Annotated in this window: 16 protein-coding genes and 2 pseudogenes; 11 read left to right on the top strand and 7 right to left on the bottom strand. The window is 61.2% G+C overall.

The window, feature by feature from the left end:
* Positions 1–150: 150 nt before the first annotated feature.
* Positions 151–507 (bottom strand): 6-carboxytetrahydropterin synthase QueD, encoded by a 357-nt coding sequence (gene queD / locus ACJRW5_RS14195; protein ID WP_119690949.1) that lies wholly within the window; start codon positions 505–507, stop codon positions 151–153.
* Between the two features lie 124 nt (positions 508–631).
* On the bottom strand, positions 632–1,711 hold the full coding sequence (locus ACJRW5_RS14190) for a patatin-like phospholipase family protein (protein ID WP_484571148.1): 1,080 nt from the start codon (positions 1,709–1,711) through the stop codon (positions 632–634).
* A gap of 145 nt (positions 1,712–1,856) precedes the next feature.
* Between ACJRW5_RS14190 and ACJRW5_RS14185 the strand changes: the two genes are divergently transcribed.
* From ACJRW5_RS14185 to ACJRW5_RS14170, 4 genes are read left to right on the top strand one after another with little or no spacing between them, the layout of a single operon-like run.
* Positions 1,857–2,165 carry a PepSY domain-containing protein gene (locus ACJRW5_RS14185; RefSeq protein WP_484571147.1) on the top strand — a complete coding sequence of 103 codons (309 nt, stop codon included), beginning with the start codon at positions 1,857–1,859 and terminating at the stop codon, positions 2,163–2,165.
* Between the two features lie 35 nt (positions 2,166–2,200).
* Positions 2,201–2,479 carry a PepSY domain-containing protein gene (locus ACJRW5_RS14180; RefSeq protein WP_484571153.1) on the top strand — a complete coding sequence of 93 codons (279 nt, stop codon included), beginning with the start codon at positions 2,201–2,203 and terminating at the stop codon, positions 2,477–2,479.
* Positions 2,479–3,147, top strand: a complete 669-nt coding sequence (locus ACJRW5_RS14175; RefSeq protein WP_484571146.1) for a response regulator transcription factor — start codon at positions 2,479–2,481, stop codon at positions 3,145–3,147. Before ACJRW5_RS14180 ends, ACJRW5_RS14175 begins: the two co-directional genes overlap by 1 nt.
* On the top strand, positions 3,144–4,457 hold the full coding sequence (locus ACJRW5_RS14170; RefSeq protein ID WP_484571145.1) for an ATP-binding protein: 1,314 nt from the start codon (positions 3,144–3,146) through the stop codon (positions 4,455–4,457). Before ACJRW5_RS14175 ends, ACJRW5_RS14170 begins: the two co-directional genes overlap by 4 nt.
* Positions 4,458–4,470: 13 nt before the next feature.
* Here ACJRW5_RS14170 and ACJRW5_RS14165 read toward each other — a convergent pair whose 3' ends face one another.
* The 3 genes and pseudogenes from ACJRW5_RS14165 to ACJRW5_RS14155 all read right to left on the bottom strand — a co-directional run.
* The gene (locus ACJRW5_RS14165) at positions 4,471–5,067 is read right to left on the bottom strand and encodes an NADPH-dependent FMN reductase (RefSeq protein ID WP_484571144.1); all 597 of its coding nucleotides are present in this window, start codon (positions 5,065–5,067) and stop codon (positions 4,471–4,473) included.
* Positions 5,068–5,154: 87 nt separating this feature from the next.
* Positions 5,155–5,670: pseudogene (locus ACJRW5_RS14160) on the bottom strand (methyl-accepting chemotaxis protein); the annotation flags it as partial.
* 342 nt (positions 5,671–6,012) lie between these two features.
* Positions 6,013–7,080: pseudogene (locus ACJRW5_RS14155) on the bottom strand (cache domain-containing protein); the annotation flags it as partial.
* A gap of 420 nt (positions 7,081–7,500) precedes the next feature.
* On the opposite strand from ACJRW5_RS14155, the gene ACJRW5_RS14150 reads away from it, so the two are divergent.
* A complete protein-coding gene (locus ACJRW5_RS14150; RefSeq protein WP_484571143.1) occupies positions 7,501–8,820 on the top strand; it encodes a Na+/H+ antiporter family protein in 1,320 nt (439 codons plus the stop codon).
* A gap of 116 nt (positions 8,821–8,936) precedes the next feature.
* A complete protein-coding gene (locus tag ACJRW5_RS14145; RefSeq protein WP_484571142.1) occupies positions 8,937–10,619 on the top strand; it encodes a methyl-accepting chemotaxis protein in 1,683 nt (560 codons plus the stop codon).
* Between the two features lies 1 nt (position 10,620).
* On the opposite strand, the gene ACJRW5_RS14140 is transcribed toward ACJRW5_RS14145, so the two are convergent.
* Positions 10,621–11,523, bottom strand: coding sequence for a LysR substrate-binding domain-containing protein (locus tag ACJRW5_RS14140; protein ID WP_484571141.1), 903 nt, complete (start codon positions 11,521–11,523; stop codon positions 10,621–10,623).
* A 117-nt stretch (positions 11,524–11,640) separates the two neighbouring features.
* On the opposite strand from ACJRW5_RS14140, the gene ACJRW5_RS14135 reads away from it, so the two are divergent.
* Entirely contained in the window at positions 11,641–12,249 is a 609-nt protein-coding gene (locus ACJRW5_RS14135; RefSeq protein WP_484571140.1) for an FMN-dependent NADH-azoreductase, read from the top strand.
* A gap of 61 nt (positions 12,250–12,310) precedes the next feature.
* Here ACJRW5_RS14135 and ACJRW5_RS14130 read toward each other — a convergent pair whose 3' ends face one another.
* Positions 12,311–13,897 (bottom strand): ABC-F family ATPase, encoded by a 1,587-nt coding sequence (locus ACJRW5_RS14130; protein WP_484571139.1) that lies wholly within the window; start codon positions 13,895–13,897, stop codon positions 12,311–12,313.
* 602 nt (positions 13,898–14,499) lie between these two features.
* On the opposite strand from ACJRW5_RS14130, the gene ACJRW5_RS14125 reads away from it, so the two are divergent.
* From ACJRW5_RS14125 to ACJRW5_RS14110, 4 genes are read left to right on the top strand one after another with little or no spacing between them, the layout of a single operon-like run.
* Positions 14,500–16,455 carry a TonB-dependent receptor domain-containing protein gene (locus ACJRW5_RS14125; RefSeq protein ID WP_484571138.1) on the top strand — a complete coding sequence of 652 codons (1,956 nt, stop codon included), beginning with the start codon at positions 14,500–14,502 and terminating at the stop codon, positions 16,453–16,455.
* Positions 16,455–20,309 (top strand): cobaltochelatase subunit CobN, encoded by a 3,855-nt coding sequence (gene cobN, locus ACJRW5_RS14120; protein WP_484571137.1) that lies wholly within the window; start codon positions 16,455–16,457, stop codon positions 20,307–20,309. Before ACJRW5_RS14125 ends, cobN begins: the two co-directional genes overlap by 1 nt.
* A complete protein-coding gene (locus ACJRW5_RS14115; protein ID WP_484571136.1) occupies positions 20,306–20,782 on the top strand; it encodes a MotA/TolQ/ExbB proton channel family protein in 477 nt (158 codons plus the stop codon). Before cobN ends, ACJRW5_RS14115 begins: the two co-directional genes overlap by 4 nt.
* Positions 20,782–21,102: a DUF2149 domain-containing protein gene (locus ACJRW5_RS14110; RefSeq protein WP_484571135.1), complete on the top strand. Its 321-nt coding sequence runs from the start codon at positions 20,782–20,784 to the stop codon at positions 21,100–21,102. Before ACJRW5_RS14115 ends, ACJRW5_RS14110 begins: the two co-directional genes overlap by 1 nt.
* Positions 21,103–21,253 lie beyond the last annotated feature (151 nt).

Here is a 21,253-nt window from a genome sequence, read left to right as displayed (position 1 = left end):
AGGCAAGCGTGCAAGCGTAGGGTGCGCCATGCGCACCGCTGATGACGCCGACATGCCGGTGCGCGCGGCGCACCCTACGGTTTACTGGCCTGTCGCTGCTTCAATAAAAAGGCCACCGTAAAGGTGGCCTTGGTTTTTTGGGCGGGGTGATCAATCGCCGCGGTATTCGCAGCCGCTGGTGCAGGTCTCGTGAATGCGTACTCGCGACAGTTCCGGCAGTAGCGGCTTTACCTGTTGCCAGATCCACTTGGCCAGTACTTCACTGGTTGGATTTTCCAGGCCAGGAATCTCGTTCAGGTAATTATGGTCGAGCTGCTCGTAGATCGGTTTGAAGATCGCTTTGATCTCGGAAAAGTCTCGAATCCAGCCGGTATAGGGATCGACTTCACCTTCGATGTAGATGGCTACCCGGAAGGAGTGGCCATGCAGACGGCCGCACTTGTGTCCCTCTGGCACGTGGGGCAGGCGGTGGGCCGCCTCGAAGATGAACTCTTTGAACAATTCCACTTAACAGCGCTCGCGTAATGATTTCGCCTGACTGGCGTTTAGCAGCGCAGTTTATCAGGTCTGTCCGTCAGCCAGGGCACTCAGTGGTCTGCTCGATGCTAGCAGTGGCCGGTGGTATTGGACGTCACAGTTGCTGCAGGCGCTCGGCTAGCCGGCCACTTTCCACCAGCTCGAGAAATTCGTCACCAAGCCGCACGCTTTCGGCCATTGCCAGGCGCCAGTAGCGTTCGCGTCCTTCATCATTACCCAGATAGCGCTTGAAGTCGGTTCGATCCGGTAACTTGCCGTGCGGCAGCTTCGCCAGGTATTCGCGCGATGGCGCGAGTAGCAGCGTATTTTGCAGGCGAGTGCGATCACCCCGGCGCCAGGGCATGCTCTTGTCAAACCAGCCAGGTATCACCCGATCAGTGAAGTGCGGATAAAGGACGATATCGTCGCCGTCATAGGGCAAGTCGAGGTGGTAGTCGAGCAAGCCACCATCACGATACGCGCCCGGTTCCAGGCCGGGGATTTCGCGGATGGCCTCCATCACCATAGGGATCGAGCCTGATGCCAACAAGGCATGGCGCAGGTTTTCGGCTGTCAGGGCATGGAAGTGCGAGCGGAAGTCACTCAGCGGCGCCAGCGGGGGCGCCTGCCGTGCATCATGCAGAATCACCCGATCGAAGTGACGGCCAAGGCGCTGCCGTGCCAACAGGTTGTTGCCAATCACTGACGACAGGCCGAGGCTCAGTTTGCCGCGATGGTCGTGCTGCAACAGGCCATGGCTTTTCACCACGACGATATGCAGACGATAGTGTGGGTTGGCGATGATGTTGGCGTCCTGGTCGGTGAGCAGTTCGTTGAGCATCTGCCGGCAACTGCCCGATACGTCTGCCATGCTCACGCCTTTGGCGAATCGCTGAGAGGTATACAGCTCACCGAGCCGGCGGATGCCAGTAGCTGGATCTGGCAGGCAGGCGCTGGCGAAACGCCAGGAGCCTATAGAGGCCCCGATAAGGGCGCGCTCACGTGGAGCACGGGGCAGCCAGTCAGCAAAAAGCGCGAGATCCAGGCCCTGAATGCCAATGCCTTTGGGGCCGCCGGCCGCGCCTGGCAGGATGCCAACATCCGCCGGACTCAAACCGTTCTGGCGAATGCGTGCCAACGCCTTGGAACCTGCCTTGATGGTCAGGGCAGGCGATTTGATCTGGATCGCGCTCATCATGTCTCCTTTTGCTGCAGGCGATTATAAAGCGCTTGCTTCGGAGACCAAGCGACTTCATGCGCTGAATGACAGTGGTGAATTCAGCTTTAATTAAGTACCTGGCCCTAGAGTGGTGGTCACTGATCCACTGCTGGAGAGCGCCATGAAACCATTGATCATCTTCACGACACTTGTCACCCTTGCCAGCACCGTTACCATTGCCCACGCCCGCGACTTGGGCCCAGATGAAGCTCTGCGTCTGCGTGATGCTGGAACCATCAAGTCCTTCGAGGAACTCAACGAGACAGCGCTTGCCCAGCATCCGGGCGGACGCATCGAGGAAACCGAACTCGAAGACGAATACGGCCGCTATATCTATCAGATAGAGCTGCGCGACGCTCAGGGCGTGCCATGGGACCTGGAGCTGGATGCCAGCACCGGAAAACTACTCAAGAATCACCAGGACGACTAATGACGTTTCGACGTACCACTGCGCGCCTGCTGCTAATGGCATGCGCTTTTGCCAGTGTGCCGGGGCAGGCGCGTGATCTCGATCAGGACGAGGCACTGCGTCTGCGCCGCGAAGGCATCATCATGCCTTTTGAGCAATTGATGCAGCATGTAGGGCGCGCCTATCCGGACTCCACCCTGCTGGAAGCCGAGCTGGAGGAGGAGGATGGCGTGCTGGTCTACGAAGTGGAAATTCTCACTACTGTCGGCGTGGTGCGTGAACTGGAGCTGGACGCTCGTGACGGGCGTATTCTGAAGGATGAGGAAGACGACTGATGCGTCTGTTGCTGGTTGAAGATCATGTTCCCCTGGCTGATGAACTGACGGGCAGCCTGAGCCATCAGGGCTACGCCGTAGACTGGCTGGCCGATGGTCGCGATGCGGCTTATCAGGGGGCTAGCGAACCTTATGATCTGATCATTCTCGATCTCGGCCTGCCGGGAAAACCCGGTCTCGAGGTGTTGCAGGAATGGCGTGCGGCAGGCCTGGTCACCCCTGTCCTGGTGCTTACAGCGCGTGGCTCCTGGGCTGAACGTATCGAGGGATTGAAGGCCGGGGCGGATGATTACCTGACCAAGCCTTTCCACCCCGAAGAGCTGCTACTGCGTATTCAGGCACTTTTACGTCGTGCACACGGCCTCGCCAACCAGCCACAGTTGGAGGCCGCTGGCCTGCAGTTGGATGAGAGCCGCCAATGCGTAACCAAGGGAGGGGAGGCCGTCGACCTGACTGCAGCTGAGTTCCGGCTCTTGCGCTACTTCATGCTTCACCCTGGGCAAATTCTGTCCAAGAGTCACTTGGCTGATCATCTATATGATGGTGAAACCGAGCGCGACTCCAATGTGCTCGAGGTGCACGTCAACCGACTGCGTGGCAAGCTCGGGCGCAACGTGATCGAAACGCGGCGAGGGCAGGGTTACCGCTTCACTGGAGAGCAGGCTTGAGGTCCATTCAGCGTCGCCTTGGCCTTGGTCTGGCGGGAACGCTGTTACTGGCTGGCGTGATTCTGGCTCAGGCCAGTCTCTGGGTCTTCGACCGTGGTCTGCGTACCTATCTGGAGGATGACCTGCGTGACGAAGCTCAGGGACTGTTGACCGCTCTGGTGCGGGGCCCGTCTGGTTTGCAACTGGACGAGCAGCGCCTCGACCCATCGTTTCAGCGTCAATTCTCCGGGCATTACTTTCGTGTCGATTTCTCCGATCGCAGCTGGCGTTCACGTTCGCTGTGGGATCGCGAACTGCTCAAACCGAACGGCACGGGCATGCAGGCAGAACTGGGAGATGGCCCGCAGGGACAGCGGTTGCTGGTTTATCGTGCCGACTACCGCCGCTACGGTGAGAACCTCTCCATCAGCGTGGCGCAGGACTACCAACCCATCCTCGATAGTTTCCGCCGTATGCAATGGGTGGGGCTGGGACTGGGGGGGATTGCACTGCTGTTGATACTGGTGGCTCAGCGCTACACCGTTCGCCGGGCGTTGAGACCTCTGGAGCAGGTAAGGCAGCAGATCGTGCAACTGCAACAGGGCAAACGTAGCGATCTGGATGCCGAGGTACCGGAGGAGCTGGAGTCTTTGGTGGCGCAGATCAATCATCTGTTGGCCCATACCGAAGACACCCTCAAGCGTTCGCGCAATGCGCTAGGCAACCTGGGGCATGCTTTGAAAACGCCGCTGGCGGTTTTGGTCAGCCTTTCGGGGCGAGAAGAACTGGCTGCGCATCCGGCATTACAGGCCAGCCTGCGCGAGCAGCTGGAGCAGATCGAGCAGCGCCTCGGCCGCGAATTGGGACGTGCTCGCCTGGCCGGCGAGGTACTGCCTGGCGCACGTTTCGATTGTGCGCAGGAATTACCGGGGCTGTTCGCGACCCTGTCGATGATCCACGACCGTGGCCTGGCGCTCGACTGGCAGGCGCCTGCAGGTCTTGTGCTGCCACGTGATCGTGAGGATCTGCTGGAGTTGCTCGGCAATCTGCTCGACAACGCCTGTAAATGGGCCGAGCAACGCGTGGAGTTGAAGGTGGAGGAGAGTGGCGAGGGTTATCGACTATATGTCGATGACGACGGGCCCGGAATCGATGCTGAGCGCCGCGAGGCTGTTCTCGGTCGCGGCACCCGGCTGGATGAACAGGTGGCGGGGCACGGCCTGGGATTGGGCATCGTACGTGACATCATCGAGGCCTGGAACGGTCACATCGAGTTGCGGGACAGCCCACTGGGTGGGCTGCAAGTGATGGTCAGCCTGCCGCGGCGTTGAGCCGAGCGCCAGGTTACATGCCGTTGGCAAAAGCCGGATTGTCGAAGTGGATGGCCGCGCGCACTGGCTGCAGGGCCTGACCGTAGCGCACCAGTACGTCGAGCGCGTAATCGATACGGGCGCGGATGCGCTCGTCAGCCTCATCCACCGGCTGCGGGGTGTTCAGGACTTTCTCGACCTGGCGCACGATCAGGTGTTCCGGCAGATAGCACAGGCGGCAGTTCTTGTAGCTGGAAGCACGCAGCTCGCCGATGGGATACGCACCGCCGATACCCGACGAAACGCCCACCAGTAGCCCGGGCTTGTGCGCCAGTTCGGCCTTGCTGGCGTAAATGAAGAAGTTCTTGATCGCCGGACAGGCCATGCCGTTCCACTCCGGGGCAATGATCACCAGGGCATCGGCGGCCGCCAGTTGCTGCTGATACATCGCCCAGGGGCCAGTGTCTTCCGCCGGCCAGAGTGGTAACGGCGCCAGGCCCAGGTCGATGATGCTGCTGGAATCATGACTGGTGTGGCCCAGTTCGATCAGGCGCTGACGCAGCACGCGTGCGACCTTTCCCGATTGACTGTTGTTACGGCTGGAGCCGGCGACCAAGGCGATATTGAGCATACTGCTTCCCCATAAAAAGAACGCAGGCTAGGCGATTGACCGCCTGCCTTGCAAGGAAAGCGCCGCCAGCTCAGGGATGATTTGGCGTCACACGCGGAACTGATCCATGAGGCTCTGCTGGTGGTTGGCCAGGCGATTGAGGCTCTGGCTCACCTGGGCTGACTCATCGGCCTGCGCACTGATTGACTCCGTGACATCACGGATCGACGCGACATTTCGGTTGATTTCCTCAGCCACAGAGCTCTGCTCCTCAGCAGCGCTGGCGATTTGCAGATTCATGTCTGTGATCAGACTGACTGCCTGGCTGATACGTTGCAGGGCCGCAACGGCCTGGCTGACCTGCTCCACACTGCCTTGGGCCTGGCGGTGGCTGCTGTGCATGGTGCTTACCACGTCGCGGGTGCCGCTCTGCAGGCCTTCGATGACCTGACGAATTTCCTCGACCGAGTCCTGCGTGCGCTTGGCCAGATTGCGTACTTCATCGGCGACTACGGCGAAACCGCGTCCGGCTTCTCCGGCACGAGCAGCTTCGATGGCGGCGTTGAGGGCGAGCAGGTTGGTCTGCTCGGCAATGGAACGAATCACTTCGAGCACGGAGCCGATCTGCTCGCTACTGCTGGCCAGGCCCTCGACTTCCTGCATGGCGACATTCATCTCGTTGGCCAACAGTTCGATACTGTTGGTGGTCTGAGCGATGACCTGCAAACCTTCTCGACCGGCCTGGTCCGCGTTGCGTGCACCCTCGGCGGCTTGCGCTGCATTGTGCGCGACGTCCTGAGCGGTTGCGCTCATCTCCTGGAAGGCTGTGGCCACTTGATCGACTTCACGATATTGCTGTTGCATGCCGGCGCTGGTCTGGCTGGCTATCGCGGCGGCCTGGTCTGCGGTGCTACGGGCATCGAGCACGCTGTTTTTCACATCAGCGATGATGGGCTGCAGCTTGTCGAGAAATCGATTGAACCATCCGGCCAGTTCGCCGAGTTCATCTTGTCTGGGGTACTGCAAGCGGCGGGTCAGGTCGCCTTCGCCGCTGGCGATATCCTTCAGCATGGCGGCTACATCAAGAATCGGCTGGGTAACTCCGCGTGCGGTCAGCCACATCAGAAGCAGGCCGGCAAGCCCCGCGACTAGGCCTATCAAGAGGGCTGCCAGGCTGTCGCTGGCGCGGTTGGCATCGAGTTGAGCAGCCAATTTCATGGCGCGTTCCAGAAGCACTGGCTGAGGCACTTCAAGTAGAACGGTCCAGGGCTTGGATTCGGGAATCGGTTTGAAGGGGCTCAGCTCGCGGAGCATGTCTGCGTGACTCAGTTCGGCATCGCTGCCGCTCTGAATCAGGCCGCGCAGCTCGCTGGCATGATCCGGGAACGCGCGATCGACGGGCTGGCTGAGCAGGCTGCCGTCCCTGCTGTGTCCAGCGAGCAGTGCACCGGGGCTGAAGATGCTGACGTGGCCTTGGCCGTTGTAAAGCTCGCTGTTGGCCTCCTGGCTGATCTGCTGCAGGCTCGCCAGGCTGATGTCGACGCCCATGACACCGATGATCTTGCCGTTGAGTTGCAGTGGAAAGGCGATGCTGGTCATCAGTATCTGCTGGCCGCCGACTTCGTCGTAGTAGGGTTCCAGCACGCAGGGCTGATGAGTGTCTCGGGGGCAGGTATACCAGGCGTTGTAGGCCACACCGTTTTCACCGGGAGTGGTGTCGCCAAGCATTTCTTCGCTCATGGCCTCGGCTTCCAGTTGGCCTGCCGTCGGCTGCGCCCAGTACAGCGCAAAGCGCCCGGCCCCGTTGCTGCCAAGGTCGGGCTGATCCGCGAAGAGTTCGTCCTTGCCATCCAGTGCGTCGGGCTCGAATACCAGATAGAGGCCGAGCAAAGCTGGGTTGGCTTCCAGGCTGGTACGTACCTGTTGCGTCAGGTCCTCACGCAGGTCGAATGCATCGAGGAAGCGCTTCTCGGCTTGTTCGCGCAGAAACAGGATCTGTCTGGAGAATCCTTTGCCGTACTGATAGGCGTCCATGAAGTAGCGCTGGATGCGGATCGCCTGCAATTGAGCTCGGGCCTTCAAGCGCAGTTTGGCACTCTCTTCCAGCATGCCGGAACTGGCCTCGCGCACCATATTGGTGCTGCGGCTGGATTGGAACTGTGAGGCGCCAACCAGCAACGTGACGATGGCGAGCAGGCAAAGGCCGGCGAGCAGTGTGATCTTCCATTGGATCGAAAGACGGCTGAACAGCATGATGCGTTCCTTTCTACAAGGGCTAATGCGGTTATCGGTGCCCGGGCAGCTTTCTTGACCGTTATGGCGCGCGGTCGAAATTATGCACGAAATGCTTTAGATAATGAACGCAGGCCATTTTTGACAGGATAGTCAGCTTGCGGCAGAGTACGCGGCTTTTTGCGCCGGCCCTGGCTGGCATACCTGCAGGTAGAACGTTTTATGAATGCTGTTATAGCCGCAGTCGGCATCATGTTGCTGCTCAGTCTCTGTCGCGTGCATGTGGTGGTGGCGCTGATCATTGGGGCTTTTGTAGGCGGGTTGTTGGGTGGGCTGGGTATCGAGGGCACGCTCCAGGCCTTCAACCAGGGATTGGGCGGCGGTGCGACGGTTGCATTGTCCTATGCACTACTGGGCGCCTTCGCTGTGGCAATTGCCAAATCCGGCCTTGCTCATGCCCTGGCGGACAAGGCTCTGGCACTGGTCGGCAAACAGCAGGAAGGTGGCGGTGGAGCGCTGAAATGGGTGCTGATCGGGCTGCTGCTGGCTGTGGCCATTTCCTCACAGAACCTGCTGCCGATTCATATCGCTTTCATTCCGTTGCTGGTGCCGCCACTGCTCTATGTATTGAGCAAGTTGCAACTCGATCGTCGCTTGATTGCCTGCGTGCTGACGTTCGGTCTGATCACGCCATACATGTTCTTGCCGGTCGGCTTCGGTGGCATCTTTCTCAACGAGATTCTTCTGGCCAATGTCGCCAAGTCCGGTATCGATGTGACGGGTATCAGCATCACCCAGGCGATGGCCATTCCGGCATTGGGCATGTTCTGCGGTCTGCTCGTGGCGGTGTTGTTCACTTACCGGGGCAAGCGTGTTTATGACTTGGATAAGGTTGCACAGAGCGAGCGCCTGGATGTGCAGTACAACCCACTGAGCCTGCTGGTAGCGGGTTTGGCGATCGCAGCTGCATTCGTCGTGCAGCTGTGGCTGGATTCGATGATCATCGGTGCGCTGGTCGGTTTCGTGGTCTTCTCGGTATCCGGCGTAGTGCGCTGGAAAGAAGCGGACGGCCTGTTCACCGAGGGCATGAAAATGATGGCCATGATCGGCTTCATCATGATCGCCGCTGCCGGCTTTGCGGAAGTGATGAAGACCACTGGCCAGGTCGGGATGCTGGTTGATAGCGCTGCCAAGTTGATTGGCCACAACAAGGCTGTCGGTGCGCTGTTGATGCTGCTGGTGGGGCTGCTGGTGACCATGGGCATCGGTTCGTCCTTTTCGACCATCCCGATCATCGCCGCGATCTTCGTGCCGCTCGGCATGCAGCTCGGTTTCAGCCCGTTGGCGATCGTCTCTATCGTCGGTACTGCCGGCGCCTTGGGAGACGCGGGTTCACCCGCTTCTGACTCGACCCTCGGGCCAACCTCGGGCCTGAACGCCGATAGTCAGCACAATCACATCTGGGACAGCGTGGTGCCTACGTTTCTGCACTACAACCTGCCGCTTCTGGCGTTCGGCTGGGGCGCCGCTATGCTGCTGTAAAGGTGTGCACATGATGCGCTGGATTAAGTTCTCGGCATCTCTAGTCGCTTAACTCCTGTACGGGGCTGCCGATATATCGGTAGCCCCGTTTTGGTTCGTACATAAGGACAATAAGAATGCGCCTGACATTGAAAACCAAGGTAATCCTGCTTGCGCTGGTTCCGGTCATCCTGTTCGCGTTGGTGTTGAGCGGCACCGCAGCCAAGGTATTGCAGAGCATGGCGGCGAAAGAAGTGAGCGAAACACGCGAGCGCTTGCTGCAGGAGAAGCGCAGTGAGCTGGAGCATTACATGCAGATCGCCTTGGGTTCCGTTCAGGGGCTGTACGACGGCGCTGCTCAGGGTGACCTGGCCGGTCGTGCCCAGGCCATCGTGATTCTCTCGAAGATCAAATATGGCGCCGACGGCTACTTCTTCGGTCATGACTCCAACGTCGTGCGGCTTTTCCGCGGCGATAGTCCGGTCGATGTCGGCAAAAGCCTGGCTGACCGTCGTGACCCGAATGGGGTTTACATCAATCGCGAGCTGGTCAACGTGGCGAAGAACAACACCTACTTCGTCAACTATTCCTCGCCGCTGCCGGGTAACGAGTCGGTACAGGTACCCAAGCTGGCGTACAGCTATTACCTGCCGAAGTGGGATATGGCGGTGGGCACGGCGCTGAATCTCGATGGTATCGAGGCACAGGTCGGGGAGGTCGAAGCAGAGATCAAACACCGTATCAGCACCATCATCACCAGCATCATGATCGTTGCGGCGGTGTTGCTGCTGGTCTTCGGAATTGTCGGTGTCTGGCTCGGCAATGCCTTCCTGCGCCCGTTGCAGCAGATCAAGGCCAATCTCGATGATATTGCCGCAGGCGAGGGTGACCTGACACGTCGTCTGCCGATCACCAGTGAGGATGAATTGGGTCAACTGGCGGGCTCTTTCAACCGCTTCGTCGAAAAAGTGCATGGTCTGGTGCGGCAGATCGTCGAGATGACGGGCCAGCTCACCGAATTGGTTACCCAGGTTTCGCAGCAGGCCCAGCGTTCCGAGCAGGCCATGGCGCAGCAGCGTCACGAGACCGATCAGGTCGCCACGGCGATCAATGAGATGTCGGCTGCTGCGCACGAGGTGGCCAAGAGCGCACAGAATGCGGCGGAAGCTGCGCAGCAGACGGATCGTGAAGGTCAATCGGCGAAAAGCGTGGTCGACGGCAGCATCCAGCGTATTCATTCATTGGTCGAGGACATCCGCAGCAGTGGTGTCTCGCTGGATAGTCTGCAGCAGGACGTGCAGTCCATCGTCAGCGTGCTCGATGTCATCCGCTCTATTGCCGAGCAGACCAACCTGCTGGCGCTCAACGCTGCCATTGAGGCGGCGCGCGCCGGTGAGGCCGGCCGTGGTTTCGCCGTGGTCGCCGATGAGGTGCGTGCGCTGGCCAGTCGGACTCAACAGAGCACCCAGGAAATCCAGGGCATGATCGATCGCCTGCAGCAGGGCACTCAGGAGTCGGTGACCTCGATGCGTCGCTCCAGCGATGCCGGTGAGATCACCAGCGAGCAGGCCAACAAAGCCGGGGAGTCGCTCGACGCCATCGCTCAGCTGATTGCCACCATCAACGCGATGAACGCGCAGATCGCCAGCGCCGCTGAGGAGCAGACGGCCGTTGCCGAGGAGATCAACCGCAGCGTGCATCAGATCGCCGTCGCGGTGGACAGCGTGGCGGACGAAACCGAGCGTGGCGCGCAGACCGCACGCAGCCTGGCCGGGCTCGGCGAGCGTCTGGGTGCGCTGGTGCGTCAGTTCCGTATCTGATTCAGTCCGGCAATTTCCAGCGGCTTATCGCTTCGCTGAGGTGCTCGATCCAGGCGCGGACCGCCGGCGACATGCCGCGCCTGTGTGCATAGGCCAGCTGCACATGGCCCTGTGGCACATGCCACTCCGGTAGCAGGGCAACCAGCCGGCCATCGAGTAGCTCCTCGTTGCAGAAGGTCGTTGGTAGCAGGGTGATCCCCAACCCTGCCAGTGCTGCCGATTTGCGAATGGGGAAGTCGTCGATGGCCAGCCGGGCTTCCATGGCAATCTCGCTGACCTCATGCGTCGCTTCATGGTGGAAACGCCAATGAATGCGCCGGTCGGCTGCAACTGCACCCAGGGCCGGCAGCTGTTGCAGGTCGCTGGGGTGGCTCAGTGGCAGCCCGGCAACCAGATTCGGGTGAGCGACGATATAGGCCCGCGCCGGTACCAGGCGCCGGGTGATCAGGCCAGGTTCTTCGTCCTCGGCCATGCGCACACGCAGCGCGACGTCCACTGCCTCGTTGAGCAGATCCACGCGTCGATTGGTATGCAGTACTTCCAGCTGAACCTGCGGGTAGCGTGCAAGAAACCCATTGATGATCTCGGGCAGCAGGGTCAGCCCATTGGGGCTGGAGAAGCGCACCCGGCCGCGCGGTTCGCTGGTCAGGTTGGCCACGGTTTCTTCGGCCTGCTCGGCCTCCAGCAACATCGCCTGACAGTGGCGCAGGTAGCGTTCGCCAATGTCGGTCAGCGCCAGCTTACGGGTGCTACGTTGCAGCAGGCGCGCGCCCAGGCGCTGCTCCAGCTCGGCGATACGTCGTGAAAGGCGCGACTTGGGAATGCCCAGGGCCCGTCCGGCTGCGGCGAAACCGCCAGCTTCCACTACCTTGGCGAAGTAGAACAGATCGTTGAGGTCATGCATTTCAGTGTCCTATGAGTGGGACGAACTATCGCATTTATGCTGTCTTATCGGCTATTGGTTCCATTAGTAGTATCCACGCCATCACTTTGTCGACTCTTACTACTCTCGGAGAGCCTCATGAAACTTCTGCACCTCGATTCCAGCATCCTGGGTGATGCATCTGCCTCTCGTCAGCTCAGCAAAGCCGTGGTCGAAGCCTGGAGCGCAGCCACTCCGGGTGTCCAGGTTACTTACCGTGACCTGGCCAGTGATGCGCTGGGCCACTTTTCCGCTGCCAGCCTGGTGGCTGCAGGTACTCCGGCAGAGCTGCGTGATGCTGCACAGAAGCACGAAGTCGAACTGGCGGAGCGCACGCTGGAAGAGTTCCTCGCCGCTGACGCCGTAGTCATCGGTGCGCCGATGTACAACTTCGCCATTCCCAGCCAACTCAAGGCGTGGATCGATCGCATCGCCGTAGCCGGCAAAACCTTCAAATACACCGAGACCGGTGCGGTAGGCCTGGCTAGTGGCAAGACTGTGATCATCGCCTCCAGCGCCGGTGGTATTCATGCCGGTTTGCCGTCGGGGCAGGCGCACGAGGACTATCTGGTGCGCATGCTGAACTTCGTTGGCATCGATGATATCGAGATCGTTCGCGCCGAAGGTCTGGCCTATGGTGAAGAGCCGCGCGCCGAAGCGATGAAGGGCGCCGCGCAGCGTATTACCGAGCTGTTCGCTACTGCCTGAGTCGACAGCCGCAACAAAAAGCCCGCTTACGCGGGCTTTTTCGTTTCTGCAGGCAGCAGGCTCAGACGATGATGCCCTGGCTGCGCAGGTAATCGTCGTAGGTACCGCTGAAATCGGTCACGCCGGTATCCGACAGTTCGATGATGCGGGTGGCCAGGGAGCCGACGAACTCACGGTCATGGCTGACGAACAGCAGGGTGCCCGGGTAGTTTTCCAGCGCCAGGTTGAGCGCTTCGATCGATTCCATGTCGAGGTGGTTGGTCGGTTCGTCCATCACCAGCACGTTGGGCTTCTGGCAGGCCAGCTTGCCGAACAGCATGCGGCCCTGCTCACCGCCGGAGAGCACCTTGACCGACTTCTGGATCTCGTCGGAGGAGAACAGCATGCGGCCCAGGGCGGCACGGATGTTCTGTTCGCCGCTGGTCCACTGGCCCATCCAGTCGAACAGGGTTTCGTCGGCTTCGAAGTCGTGCGCGTGGTCCTGCGCGTAGTAGCCGACTTCGGCGCTGTCGGTCCACTTCACGGCGCCGGCGTCGGGCGTAAGCTCGCCGACCAGGGTACGCAGCAGGGTAGTCTTGCCGATGCCGTTAGGGCCGATGATGGCCACGCGCTCGCCGGCCTCGACCAGCAGGCTGAGGTTGCTGAACAGCTGCTTGTCGTCGAAGCCCTTGCTGATTTTCTCCAGGGTCACGGCCTGGCGGTGCAGCTTCTTGTTCTGGTCGAAACGGATGAACGGGCTGACGCGGCTGGACGGTTTGACCTCTTCCAACTGGATCTTGTCGATCTGCTTGGCGCGGCTGGTGGCCTGCTTGGCCTTGGAGGCGTTGGCCGAGAAACGGCTGACGAAGGTTTGCAGTTCGGCGATCTGCGCTTTCTTCTTGGCGTTGTCGGCCAGCAGACGCTCACGCGCCTGGGTCGAGGCGGTCATGTACTCGTCGTAGTTGCCTGGGAACAGGCGCAGTTCGCCGTAGTCCAGGTCGGCCATGTGAGTGCAGACCGAGTTGAGGAAGTGACGGTCGTGGGAAATGATGATCATGGTGCTGTTACGTTGCACCAGGACGTTTTCCAGCCAGCGGATGGTGTTGATATCCAGGTGGTTGGTCGGTTCGTCGAGCAGCAGCACTTCCGGGTCGGAGAACAGCGCCTGAGCCAGCAGCACGCGCAGTTTCCAGCCCGGTGCCACTTCGCTCATCGGGCCGAAGTGCTGTTCCAGCGGGATGCCCAGGCCGAGCAGCAATTCACCGGCGCGGGACTCGGCGGTGTAGCCGTCCATCTCGGCGAATTCGCCTTCCAGCTCGGCGACCTTCATCCCATCTTCTTCGCTCATTTCCGGCAGCGAGTAGATGCGGTCGCGCTCCGCTTTGACTTCCCACAGGCGCTGATGGCCCATGATCACCGTGTCGATGACGCTGAACTGCTCATAGGCGAACTGATCCTGGCGCAGCTTACCGAGACGCACATTGGGCTCGAGCATGACCTGGCCAGCGCTCGGCTCCAGATCGCCACCGAGAATCTTCATGAAGGTCGACTTGCCACAGCCGTTGGCGCCGATCAGGCCGTAGCGATTGCCGTTGTTGAACTTGACGGAAACATTCTCGAACAGCGGCTTGGCGCCGAACTGCATGGTGATATTAGCGGTGGAGATCAAGAGCTTATCCTGGGTTACAGCGGTGATTGGTCGCCGTCTTCTCATCTCTGCCAATCCATGATCTGGCAGGCTGGTTCCGGGCTTGGGCCGGGAGCTTGCTCAGCATGTCGGCAAGGATGGAAGCAACATCTGCACGCCATGCCCTAAGACACTCAGCATGAACGGGTTCATGCTGCTATCAGGCTGAGGATCGCGTGGGAGTGTCGGGCGTTGTGTTACGGGCGCCGGGGATACTAGAAGCATCCGGTGCGACGACGAAGTGGCAATGGTAACACTTGGCCCGTTGATCCACAGCCCATCCATGCTCTACGCGAGACAAAAGGTGCTCGCACAACTGCGCTTCTGAACTGGGACAGCAATTTTGAATGGCGCCACTTCAAGCGGTCCAGACGTTCGACGGAGATCATCCTGAGCGAAAGGCAGACCCGGTGATGGTCTGACCTGGCTGGGCTCTGGAAGGGGATTGACCCGGGTTTGATCTTTTATAATGTTATGACATAACATTTCTTTTGTGCTCATTGGACGGCTCATGCCTTGGGTTCTGTCCGGTCGAATTTCATCTCGTCACATCAGATCGCAGATCTGCCTCTGTAAGGATCGCTATGCCTGTCTTGAAGATGCGTCGCTTCGCGCCGCGCCGTTCTTTGTCGTTGCTTGCATTCGGCTTTTTACCGCTAACCGGCCAGGCCGAAGTGCTGGCGCTGGAACCCACCGTGGTAAGTGCCACCAGCACCAAGCGGGCACTGAAGGATGCGCCTGCCAGCATGTCCGTGATTACTTCCGAGGAGCTGAGCAAGCGTCCTGTGCGGGATCTGCAGGAGGCACTGCGTGGCAGCGAAGGCCTGCAGTTCAACGGCATCGGTATGAGCCGACGTGGCATCAGCATTCGTGGCATGTCCAGCGAGCACACCCTGATACTCATCGACGGCAAGCGCATCAGCCCATCGGCTGGTGCCATCGCTCACTCCGATTTCGATCTGGGGTGGGTGCCGGTCGAGGCCATCGAGCGCATCGAGGTGGTTCGTGGGCCGATGTCGTCACTCTATGGTTCGGAAGCATTGGGCGGCGTGGTCAACGTGATTACGCGCAAGGCGACCGACACCTGGTTGGGCAGCGCTGTTATCGATGGCGGTGTGCGTGAAGACGATCTGGGCGGACAGACGCACCAGATCGGCGGTTACGCCAGCGGCCCTCTGTTGCCGGGTGTTCTGGGGCTGGCACTCAATGCCGAGAGTCAGCGCCAGCAGGAGACGCCTGATTTCGACAGCCGCAACCTTTCCGAGCTGGAAGGGCGCAACGGCAACAGTGGTGGGGCAACGCTGAGCTGGACGCCCGATGACGTACAGCGCATCGACCTGGGCTACGAAACCGGCCGCGAGCGGCGTTGGCGCAACACCGAAACGGGCGGCCCGGCTTCGACTGACTACGAGTCGACCGACATCATCGAGCGTGAGCGCTGGTCGCTGGCGCATTCCGCTGACTGGCAGTGGGGCAGCAGTCAGTTGCGTGCTTATCGCAACCAGCTGGACCGCAAGAATGTTCGCAGCGACGGGGTCGCACCCAGCAGCCCGCAGCGTCTGACCGACAGCGTAGTGGATGGCAACCTGAGCGTGCCGTTGCTCGACATACACCGGGTGACCGTTGGCGGCGAATGGCGCAAGGAGGAGCTGGAGGATCGCTCGGTCAACGACCAGGGCGAAGATGAAGCGCTGCATCGCGCGATCTTCCTGCAAGACGAGATTGCCTTCAGTCCCGATTGGTCGCTGACGCTGGGAAGCCGCTTCGACAAACACGAGCAGTTCGGCTGGGAGAAAAGCCCGCGTGTCTATCTGCTGCATCATTTCAATGATCGGCTGACCCTGCGCGCCGGTGTCGGCAAAGGCTTCAAGGCGCCAAGCCTGAAACAGTTGTCGCCGGGTTACTCCGCCGTCGGCGGCGGTGGTCGCTTCACCATCGTTGGCAATCCCGACCTGCAGCCGGAGACCAATACGTCCTATGAGCTGGGCGCGGACTATCAGGCGCAGGGCTGGTCGCTGAGCGGCATGCTCTTCGAGAATGACGTGGAGGATCTGATCCAGACGGTCTGCGTCGCCAGCTGTGGCGTTCGCGGGCGCGAACTGCGCAACTACGAGAACGTGGACAAGGCCCGCATTCGCGGTGTCGAGCTGGGCGCCGGGGTGGATCTGAGCAGCACGCTGAGCTGGAAGCTCAACTACACCTACTTGGACGCGCGCAACCGCACTCTGGGCCAGCGCCTGGGGGATCGCTCCCGACATCTCGCCAACAGCGTGGTGCAGTGGCGCCCGACATCCACCTTCGATGCTCAGTTGCGCACCGAGTACGTTGGCAGTCAGCTGACCTACAGCAGCAACGTGGCCTACTCGCTGCCGGCATACAGCCTGTGGCATCTGGAAATGAGCCAGAAGCTGAGCAGTAACCTGACGCTGCGTGGGGGTATCGAGAACATCGGTGACGAGCGCCTGGCGGATCAGAATGAACGCTTCGTCTATGCCGAGCCTGGGCGCACCTATCACATCGGCCTGGTCGCCACGTTCTGATGCGTGGCCTGATCCTTCTGCTCTGCTGCCTGAGCTGGGGCCTGCAGGCCGCTGCCGAGCCTGCACAGGTACGCATGCTCAGCAGCGACTTCGTGCTGGCCGGCAAGCATGCCCGCCTCGCTGCCTGGGCGAAGCAGCAGGGCGTCGAGTTCGCCAGCCTGCGCAGTGGTGCCGAGCAGGCGCCTGATGACGAGTGGCTGGCGGCGGTCGATCTGCTGATCATGGACACGCCGCGCCCGTCCGATCTTCTGGCCGTGCAGCAGCGCCTGGGCGACGTGCTGGAGCGTGTGCCCGTGCCCTGGATTCGCGTCGGTGGCGGCCCGCCAGCCTACGGCAACCTGCCGCCGCCGCTGGCGATGCGACTGATCGGCTACTACGGCAATGGTGGCGAGGCCAACCTCAAACAACTGTTCAGGTTGACTCAGCGCAGGAAGGCGGGACTGCCTTTCGATGATTTGCCGGCCCCTGTCGAACTGCCGAAAACCGGCTTCTATCATCCTGATGCGCCGTCGCCATTCGCCACGCTGGATGACTACCTCGAATGGGGGCGCGAACGGTGGCAGCCAGGTGCGCCACGGGTGGCGTTCGCCATTCACCGCGGTGCCATTGCCGATGCCCAGTTGCAAGCCATCGACGAACTTATCGAACGCAGCGAGCGACATGGGCAGTTGCCGCTGGTGTTCTGGTTCGATGATGCCAACCCGCATGCGCTTGGCGAGCTATTCGCCACTGCCGAGCTGCAGGCGTTGGTGAATCTTCAGCACATGCAGAACGGTCCGGCGCGAAAGCTGGAATTCCTGCAGCTCGGTGTGCCGGTGTTGCAGACATTCGCTCATCGCGGCGGCAACGAGCAGCACTGGCAGGCCCAGAGCAGTGGCATGGAGGCGCGCTCGGCGGCGACCTTTCTCAGTGTTCCGGAAAGCTGGGGCATGAGTGACCCGCTGGTGATCAGCGCGCTGGAGGAGGGGGAGCCAAGGCTCATGCCCGGTCAGGCCGAAGCGCTGCTCGACAAGCTGGATCGACTGATTCGTCTGCGTCAGCTGCCAGCGCAGGACAAACGACTCGCGCTGATGTTCTGGAATCACCCGGACGGCGAACGTAACGTTGCCGCGTCCCATCTCAACGTGCCTGCCAGCCTGGCCGCGCTGAGTGCTGCGCTGAGCCGCGCGGGATACGAGGTGCCCGCGACGTCGGAGGCCGATTTGATCGCTGCCGCTCAACGCCTGCTGGCGGCTTACTACCGCCCGGAAACCCTGGATGAACTGCTGCATGAGGGGTTGGCCGACACCCTGCCATTGCAGGATTACCAGGCCTGGTTCCAGCGCCTGCCGCCGGCGATGCGCACTGCACTGATCGCGCGCTGGGGCGAGCCGGGGCAGCACTGGGCGCTGCGCGAGGTCGATGGCGTCATGCAGTTCGTGATCCCGGCCATGCACCTGGGCAAGTTGCTGCTTTTACCCCAGCCACCGAGAGCGGGGCGGCCAGGTGAGTCCTACCACGACAGCAAGGTGCCGCCGGACCATCTCTACATGGCGGCCTACCAACTGGTGCGCGAGCGCTTCGGCGCAGATGCGCTGATCCATTTCGGCACGCACGGTACGCAGGAGTGGCTGCCAGGAAAGGATCGCGGCCTGTCCGCCGATGATTATCCCTTTCTCGCCGTCGGCGACCTGCCGGTCTTCTATCCCTATATCCAGGACAACATCGGCGAGGCCATTCAGGCCAGGCGCAGGGGGCGCGCCGTCACCATCAGCCATCAGACGCCGGCCTTCGCTCCGGCCGGCCTCTATGACGAGTTGCGCGATCTGCACCAGATGATTCACGAGTACCAGCAGCTGGACGAAGGCGCTGTACGCGAGCAAACCGCCGAGCAGATCCGCAGCGCGGTCGTGAGCATGGACATGCTCGCCGACCTGGGTTGGGACGAGGCGTCGATGCGCGCGGACTTCCCGGCATTCTTCGCCGTGTTGCACGACCATCTGCACGAACTCGCAGGCGGCGCCACGCCGCTCGGGCTGCATACCTTCGGTGAGCCAGCGTCGCCCGAACATCGCCTGAGCACGGTGATGCAGCAGCTGGGCACACCTTATTACCAGGCGCTGGGGCTGGAGCGCGACGAGGTATTCGCCAGCGATTACAGCGCACTGCAGGAGTCGCTGCCTTACCTAACCCTGCAGCGTTATCTCAGGGATGGCGTGGCCGCGGAGACGATCGAGTCTGCCGAACTGCGTGAGCTGATCGACAGGGGCATCGAGCTGGATCGACAGCTTGACGATACGCAGGAGCTGGAAGCACTGTTGGCAGGTCTTTCCGGTGCTTTCGTCGCGCCGGGGGCGGGCGGTGACCCGGTGCGCAATCCCGACGTGCCGAGTGGCCGCAACCTGTATGCCTTCGAGGCTGACAAGGTACCGACACGAGCCGCCTATGCGGCTGGTGAAGAGGCGCTGGCGCAGTTGATCAGTCAGTACCAGGCCGACCATGAGGGCCTGGCGCCGCAAAAACTCGCGTTCAGCCTGTGGTCATCGGAAGCGCTGAGGCACCTGGGCATTGTCGAGAGCCAGGTGCTGCATGCCATGGGCCTTCGCCCGGTGTGGGATGACGCTGGCCGTGTGCTGGCGCTGGATATCATCCCGGCCGCCGAACTGGGGCGGCCACGCATCGATGCCGTCCTGCAGGTCACCAGTGTCTACCGGGATCAGTTCGATGGCTTCATGCGCTTGCTTGCCGAGGCAGCGGATCGCCTGGCCGAGCTGGACGAGCCGGGAAATGTCATCGCCGCGAACAGCCGGGCGCTAGCCTCGCGTCTGCAGGCGCAGGGCATACCCGCGGAGCAGGCCCGGCAGCTGTCGCGTCTGCGCGTGTTCGGCAATGAGCCCGGTGACTACGGCAGCGGCGTTTCCAGGCTGGCGCTGGATTCGACGCAATGGGACGACGATGCGGCGCTCGGTCAGCAGTTCCTGCAGCGCCTGCAATATGGCTACGGTGCGCAGGCCTGGGGCGTGAAGCTGGAGGGCGGCAACCTTTTCGCCGAGCAGCTCAAGGGGGTTCAGGCCGCCGTGATGTCGCGCTCGTCCGAACTCAATGGCCTGCTGTCCACCGATCATCCCTTCGAATTTCTCGGCGGCCTCTCGGCTGCAGTGCGCCATCTCGATGGCAGCAGCCCGGCGCTGTACATCGCCGATTTGCGCAAAAGCGAGCCACGTACCACGGGCGCAGCCCGGTTCCTCGCGACCGAGCTGCGTGGCCGCTATCTGAATCCGCAATGGATCGGCGAGATGCAGAAGGAGGGCTACGCCGGCACGCTGGAGATGCTCAACCTGGTGAACAACCTGTGGGGTTGGCAGGCCACTGATCGCAACATGGTGCGTGATGATCAGTGGCAGGCGATTCACGACACCTACGTCATGGACAAGCGCGAGCTCGGTCTCGACGCCTGGTTCGAGCAGCACAACCCAACGGCCCAGGCTCAGCTCATCGAGCGCATGCTCGAGGCCATACGCAAAGGCTACTGGGATGCCAGCGAGCAGACCCGCCGCGAGCTGGTCGAGCGTCGTCAGCAGTTGGCAAGCACAGAAACGGGTGAGGTTGGCGAAGCGCTTACCCGGCAGTTTGTCGAACAGCTGGCCGCAGGTTTTGGCCTGGACAGCCCCGGCCAGAGCACTCCGCTGCCGGATGCAGGGGCTGCAGCTCAGGTCGTCAGCGGTCAGGTGCTCGAGGAAGTGATGCCTGCCCAGGGCGATGAGCAACCTCAGTGGCTGTTATGGCTCGGCTTCGCCCTGCTGTTTGCCTTTTTCATGGCCGGTGCCATTCGGCAAGGTCTTACAAATTCTCGAATGACGGAACACGCGTTATGAACGGTCTAGAAACCAGCATCTACGAAATCACCCGGATTTTTCTCGTTCCAGTCATGCTCCTGATTCTGGCGTCGCTGGCTTATGCCTGCTTTGCTCTGGGGGCTTTCGCGCTGGAAGCCTGGCAACGTCACCGTGCCCGCTATCAGTCGAGGCTGGCCAGGTGGTACGCGCAACATGGCGGCAGCAGCGATGATCTCGAACTCTGGATCATGAAGCAGCTGGAATGGCTGCGGATCACCTCGCGCAGTGCACCGATGCTCGGCCTGGTGGCCACCATGATTCCGATGGGGCCTGCGCTGCTGGCGCTGACCCGCAACGACGCTCAGGGCATTGGCGAGAACATGGTGGTGGCCTTCTCCTCGGTGATCGTCGCCTTGGTCAGCGCCAGCATCACCTTCTTCATCCTGACCGTTCGCCGTCGCTGGCTGTTGCAGGAGCTGCGCAGCATCGAGCGCGCGCAGGAGCAGGCCTGATGCGCTTTCTCGAACATGACGAGGCGGATGATCCGATCATTTCGATGGTCAACCTGATCGACCTGTTTCTGGTGGTGATCGGCATCCTGATGGTGGTCATCGTGCAGAACCCGCTCAATCCCTTCAGCCAGGACAAGGTCGTGGTCATCGAAAACCCCGGTGAAGCCGATATGCGCATGCTGGTCAAAGATGGCGAGGAACTGAAACGCTACGAAGCCAATGGCGCCATTGGTGAAGGGCAGGGCACCAAGGCGGGGGTCACCTATCGTCTGGCGGATGGGCGGATGATCTACGTTCCGGAAGACGCCGCCGTCGAGTAGTCGGCACAGCGGCCCTCGAGAGGTGCTGACGTCGTTCCTGCCAAGGCGGGTGCGGTAACCGCAGCGTTTCAGTGTCTCTCTCGGCGTAAACGCTTAAGTCTACGAAGAGGGCCCGGCACAGTTCTGACCGTTCAGATGAGTGTTGAAAGGT

This window comes from Pseudomonas pichavaramensis (assembly GCF_050473265.1).
Classification (GTDB): Bacteria; Pseudomonadota; Gammaproteobacteria; order Pseudomonadales; family Pseudomonadaceae; genus Aquipseudomonas.
Note: the sequence above shows the minus strand (reverse complement) of the source record. Positions and strands in the feature narration are given on the sequence as shown.

Bases quoted from the DNA above. Each gene is read 5' to 3' on its own strand.
- ACJRW5_RS14190 (WP_484571148.1), bottom strand. From the start codon at position 1,711: ATGAGCGCGATCCAGATCAAATCGCCTGCCCTGACCATCAAGGCAGGT.
- ACJRW5_RS14185 (WP_484571147.1), top strand. From the start codon at position 1,857: ATGAAACCATTGATCATCTTCACGACACTTGTCACCCTTGCCAGCACC.
- ACJRW5_RS14180 (WP_484571153.1), top strand. From the start codon at position 2,201: ATGGCATGCGCTTTTGCCAGTGTGCCGGGGCAGGCGCGTGATCTCGAT.
- ACJRW5_RS14175 (WP_484571146.1), top strand. From the start codon at position 2,479: ATGCGTCTGTTGCTGGTTGAAGATCATGTTCCCCTGGCTGATGAACTG.
- ACJRW5_RS14165 (WP_484571144.1), bottom strand. From the start codon at position 5,067: ATGCTCAATATCGCCTTGGTCGCCGGCTCCAGCCGTAACAACAGTCAA.
- ACJRW5_RS14150 (WP_484571143.1), top strand. From the start codon at position 7,501: ATGAATGCTGTTATAGCCGCAGTCGGCATCATGTTGCTGCTCAGTCTC.
- ACJRW5_RS14145 (WP_484571142.1), top strand. From the start codon at position 8,937: ATGCGCCTGACATTGAAAACCAAGGTAATCCTGCTTGCGCTGGTTCCG.
- ACJRW5_RS14140 (WP_484571141.1), bottom strand. From the start codon at position 11,523: ATGCATGACCTCAACGATCTGTTCTACTTCGCCAAGGTAGTGGAAGCT.
- ACJRW5_RS14135 (WP_484571140.1), top strand. From the start codon at position 11,641: ATGAAACTTCTGCACCTCGATTCCAGCATCCTGGGTGATGCATCTGCC.
- ACJRW5_RS14125 (WP_484571138.1), top strand. From the start codon at position 14,500: ATGCCTGTCTTGAAGATGCGTCGCTTCGCGCCGCGCCGTTCTTTGTCG.
- cobN (WP_484571137.1), top strand. From the start codon at position 16,455: ATGCGTGGCCTGATCCTTCTGCTCTGCTGCCTGAGCTGGGGCCTGCAG.
- ACJRW5_RS14115 (WP_484571136.1), top strand. From the start codon at position 20,306: ATGAACGGTCTAGAAACCAGCATCTACGAAATCACCCGGATTTTTCTC.
- ACJRW5_RS14110 (WP_484571135.1), top strand. From the start codon at position 20,782: ATGCGCTTTCTCGAACATGACGAGGCGGATGATCCGATCATTTCGATG.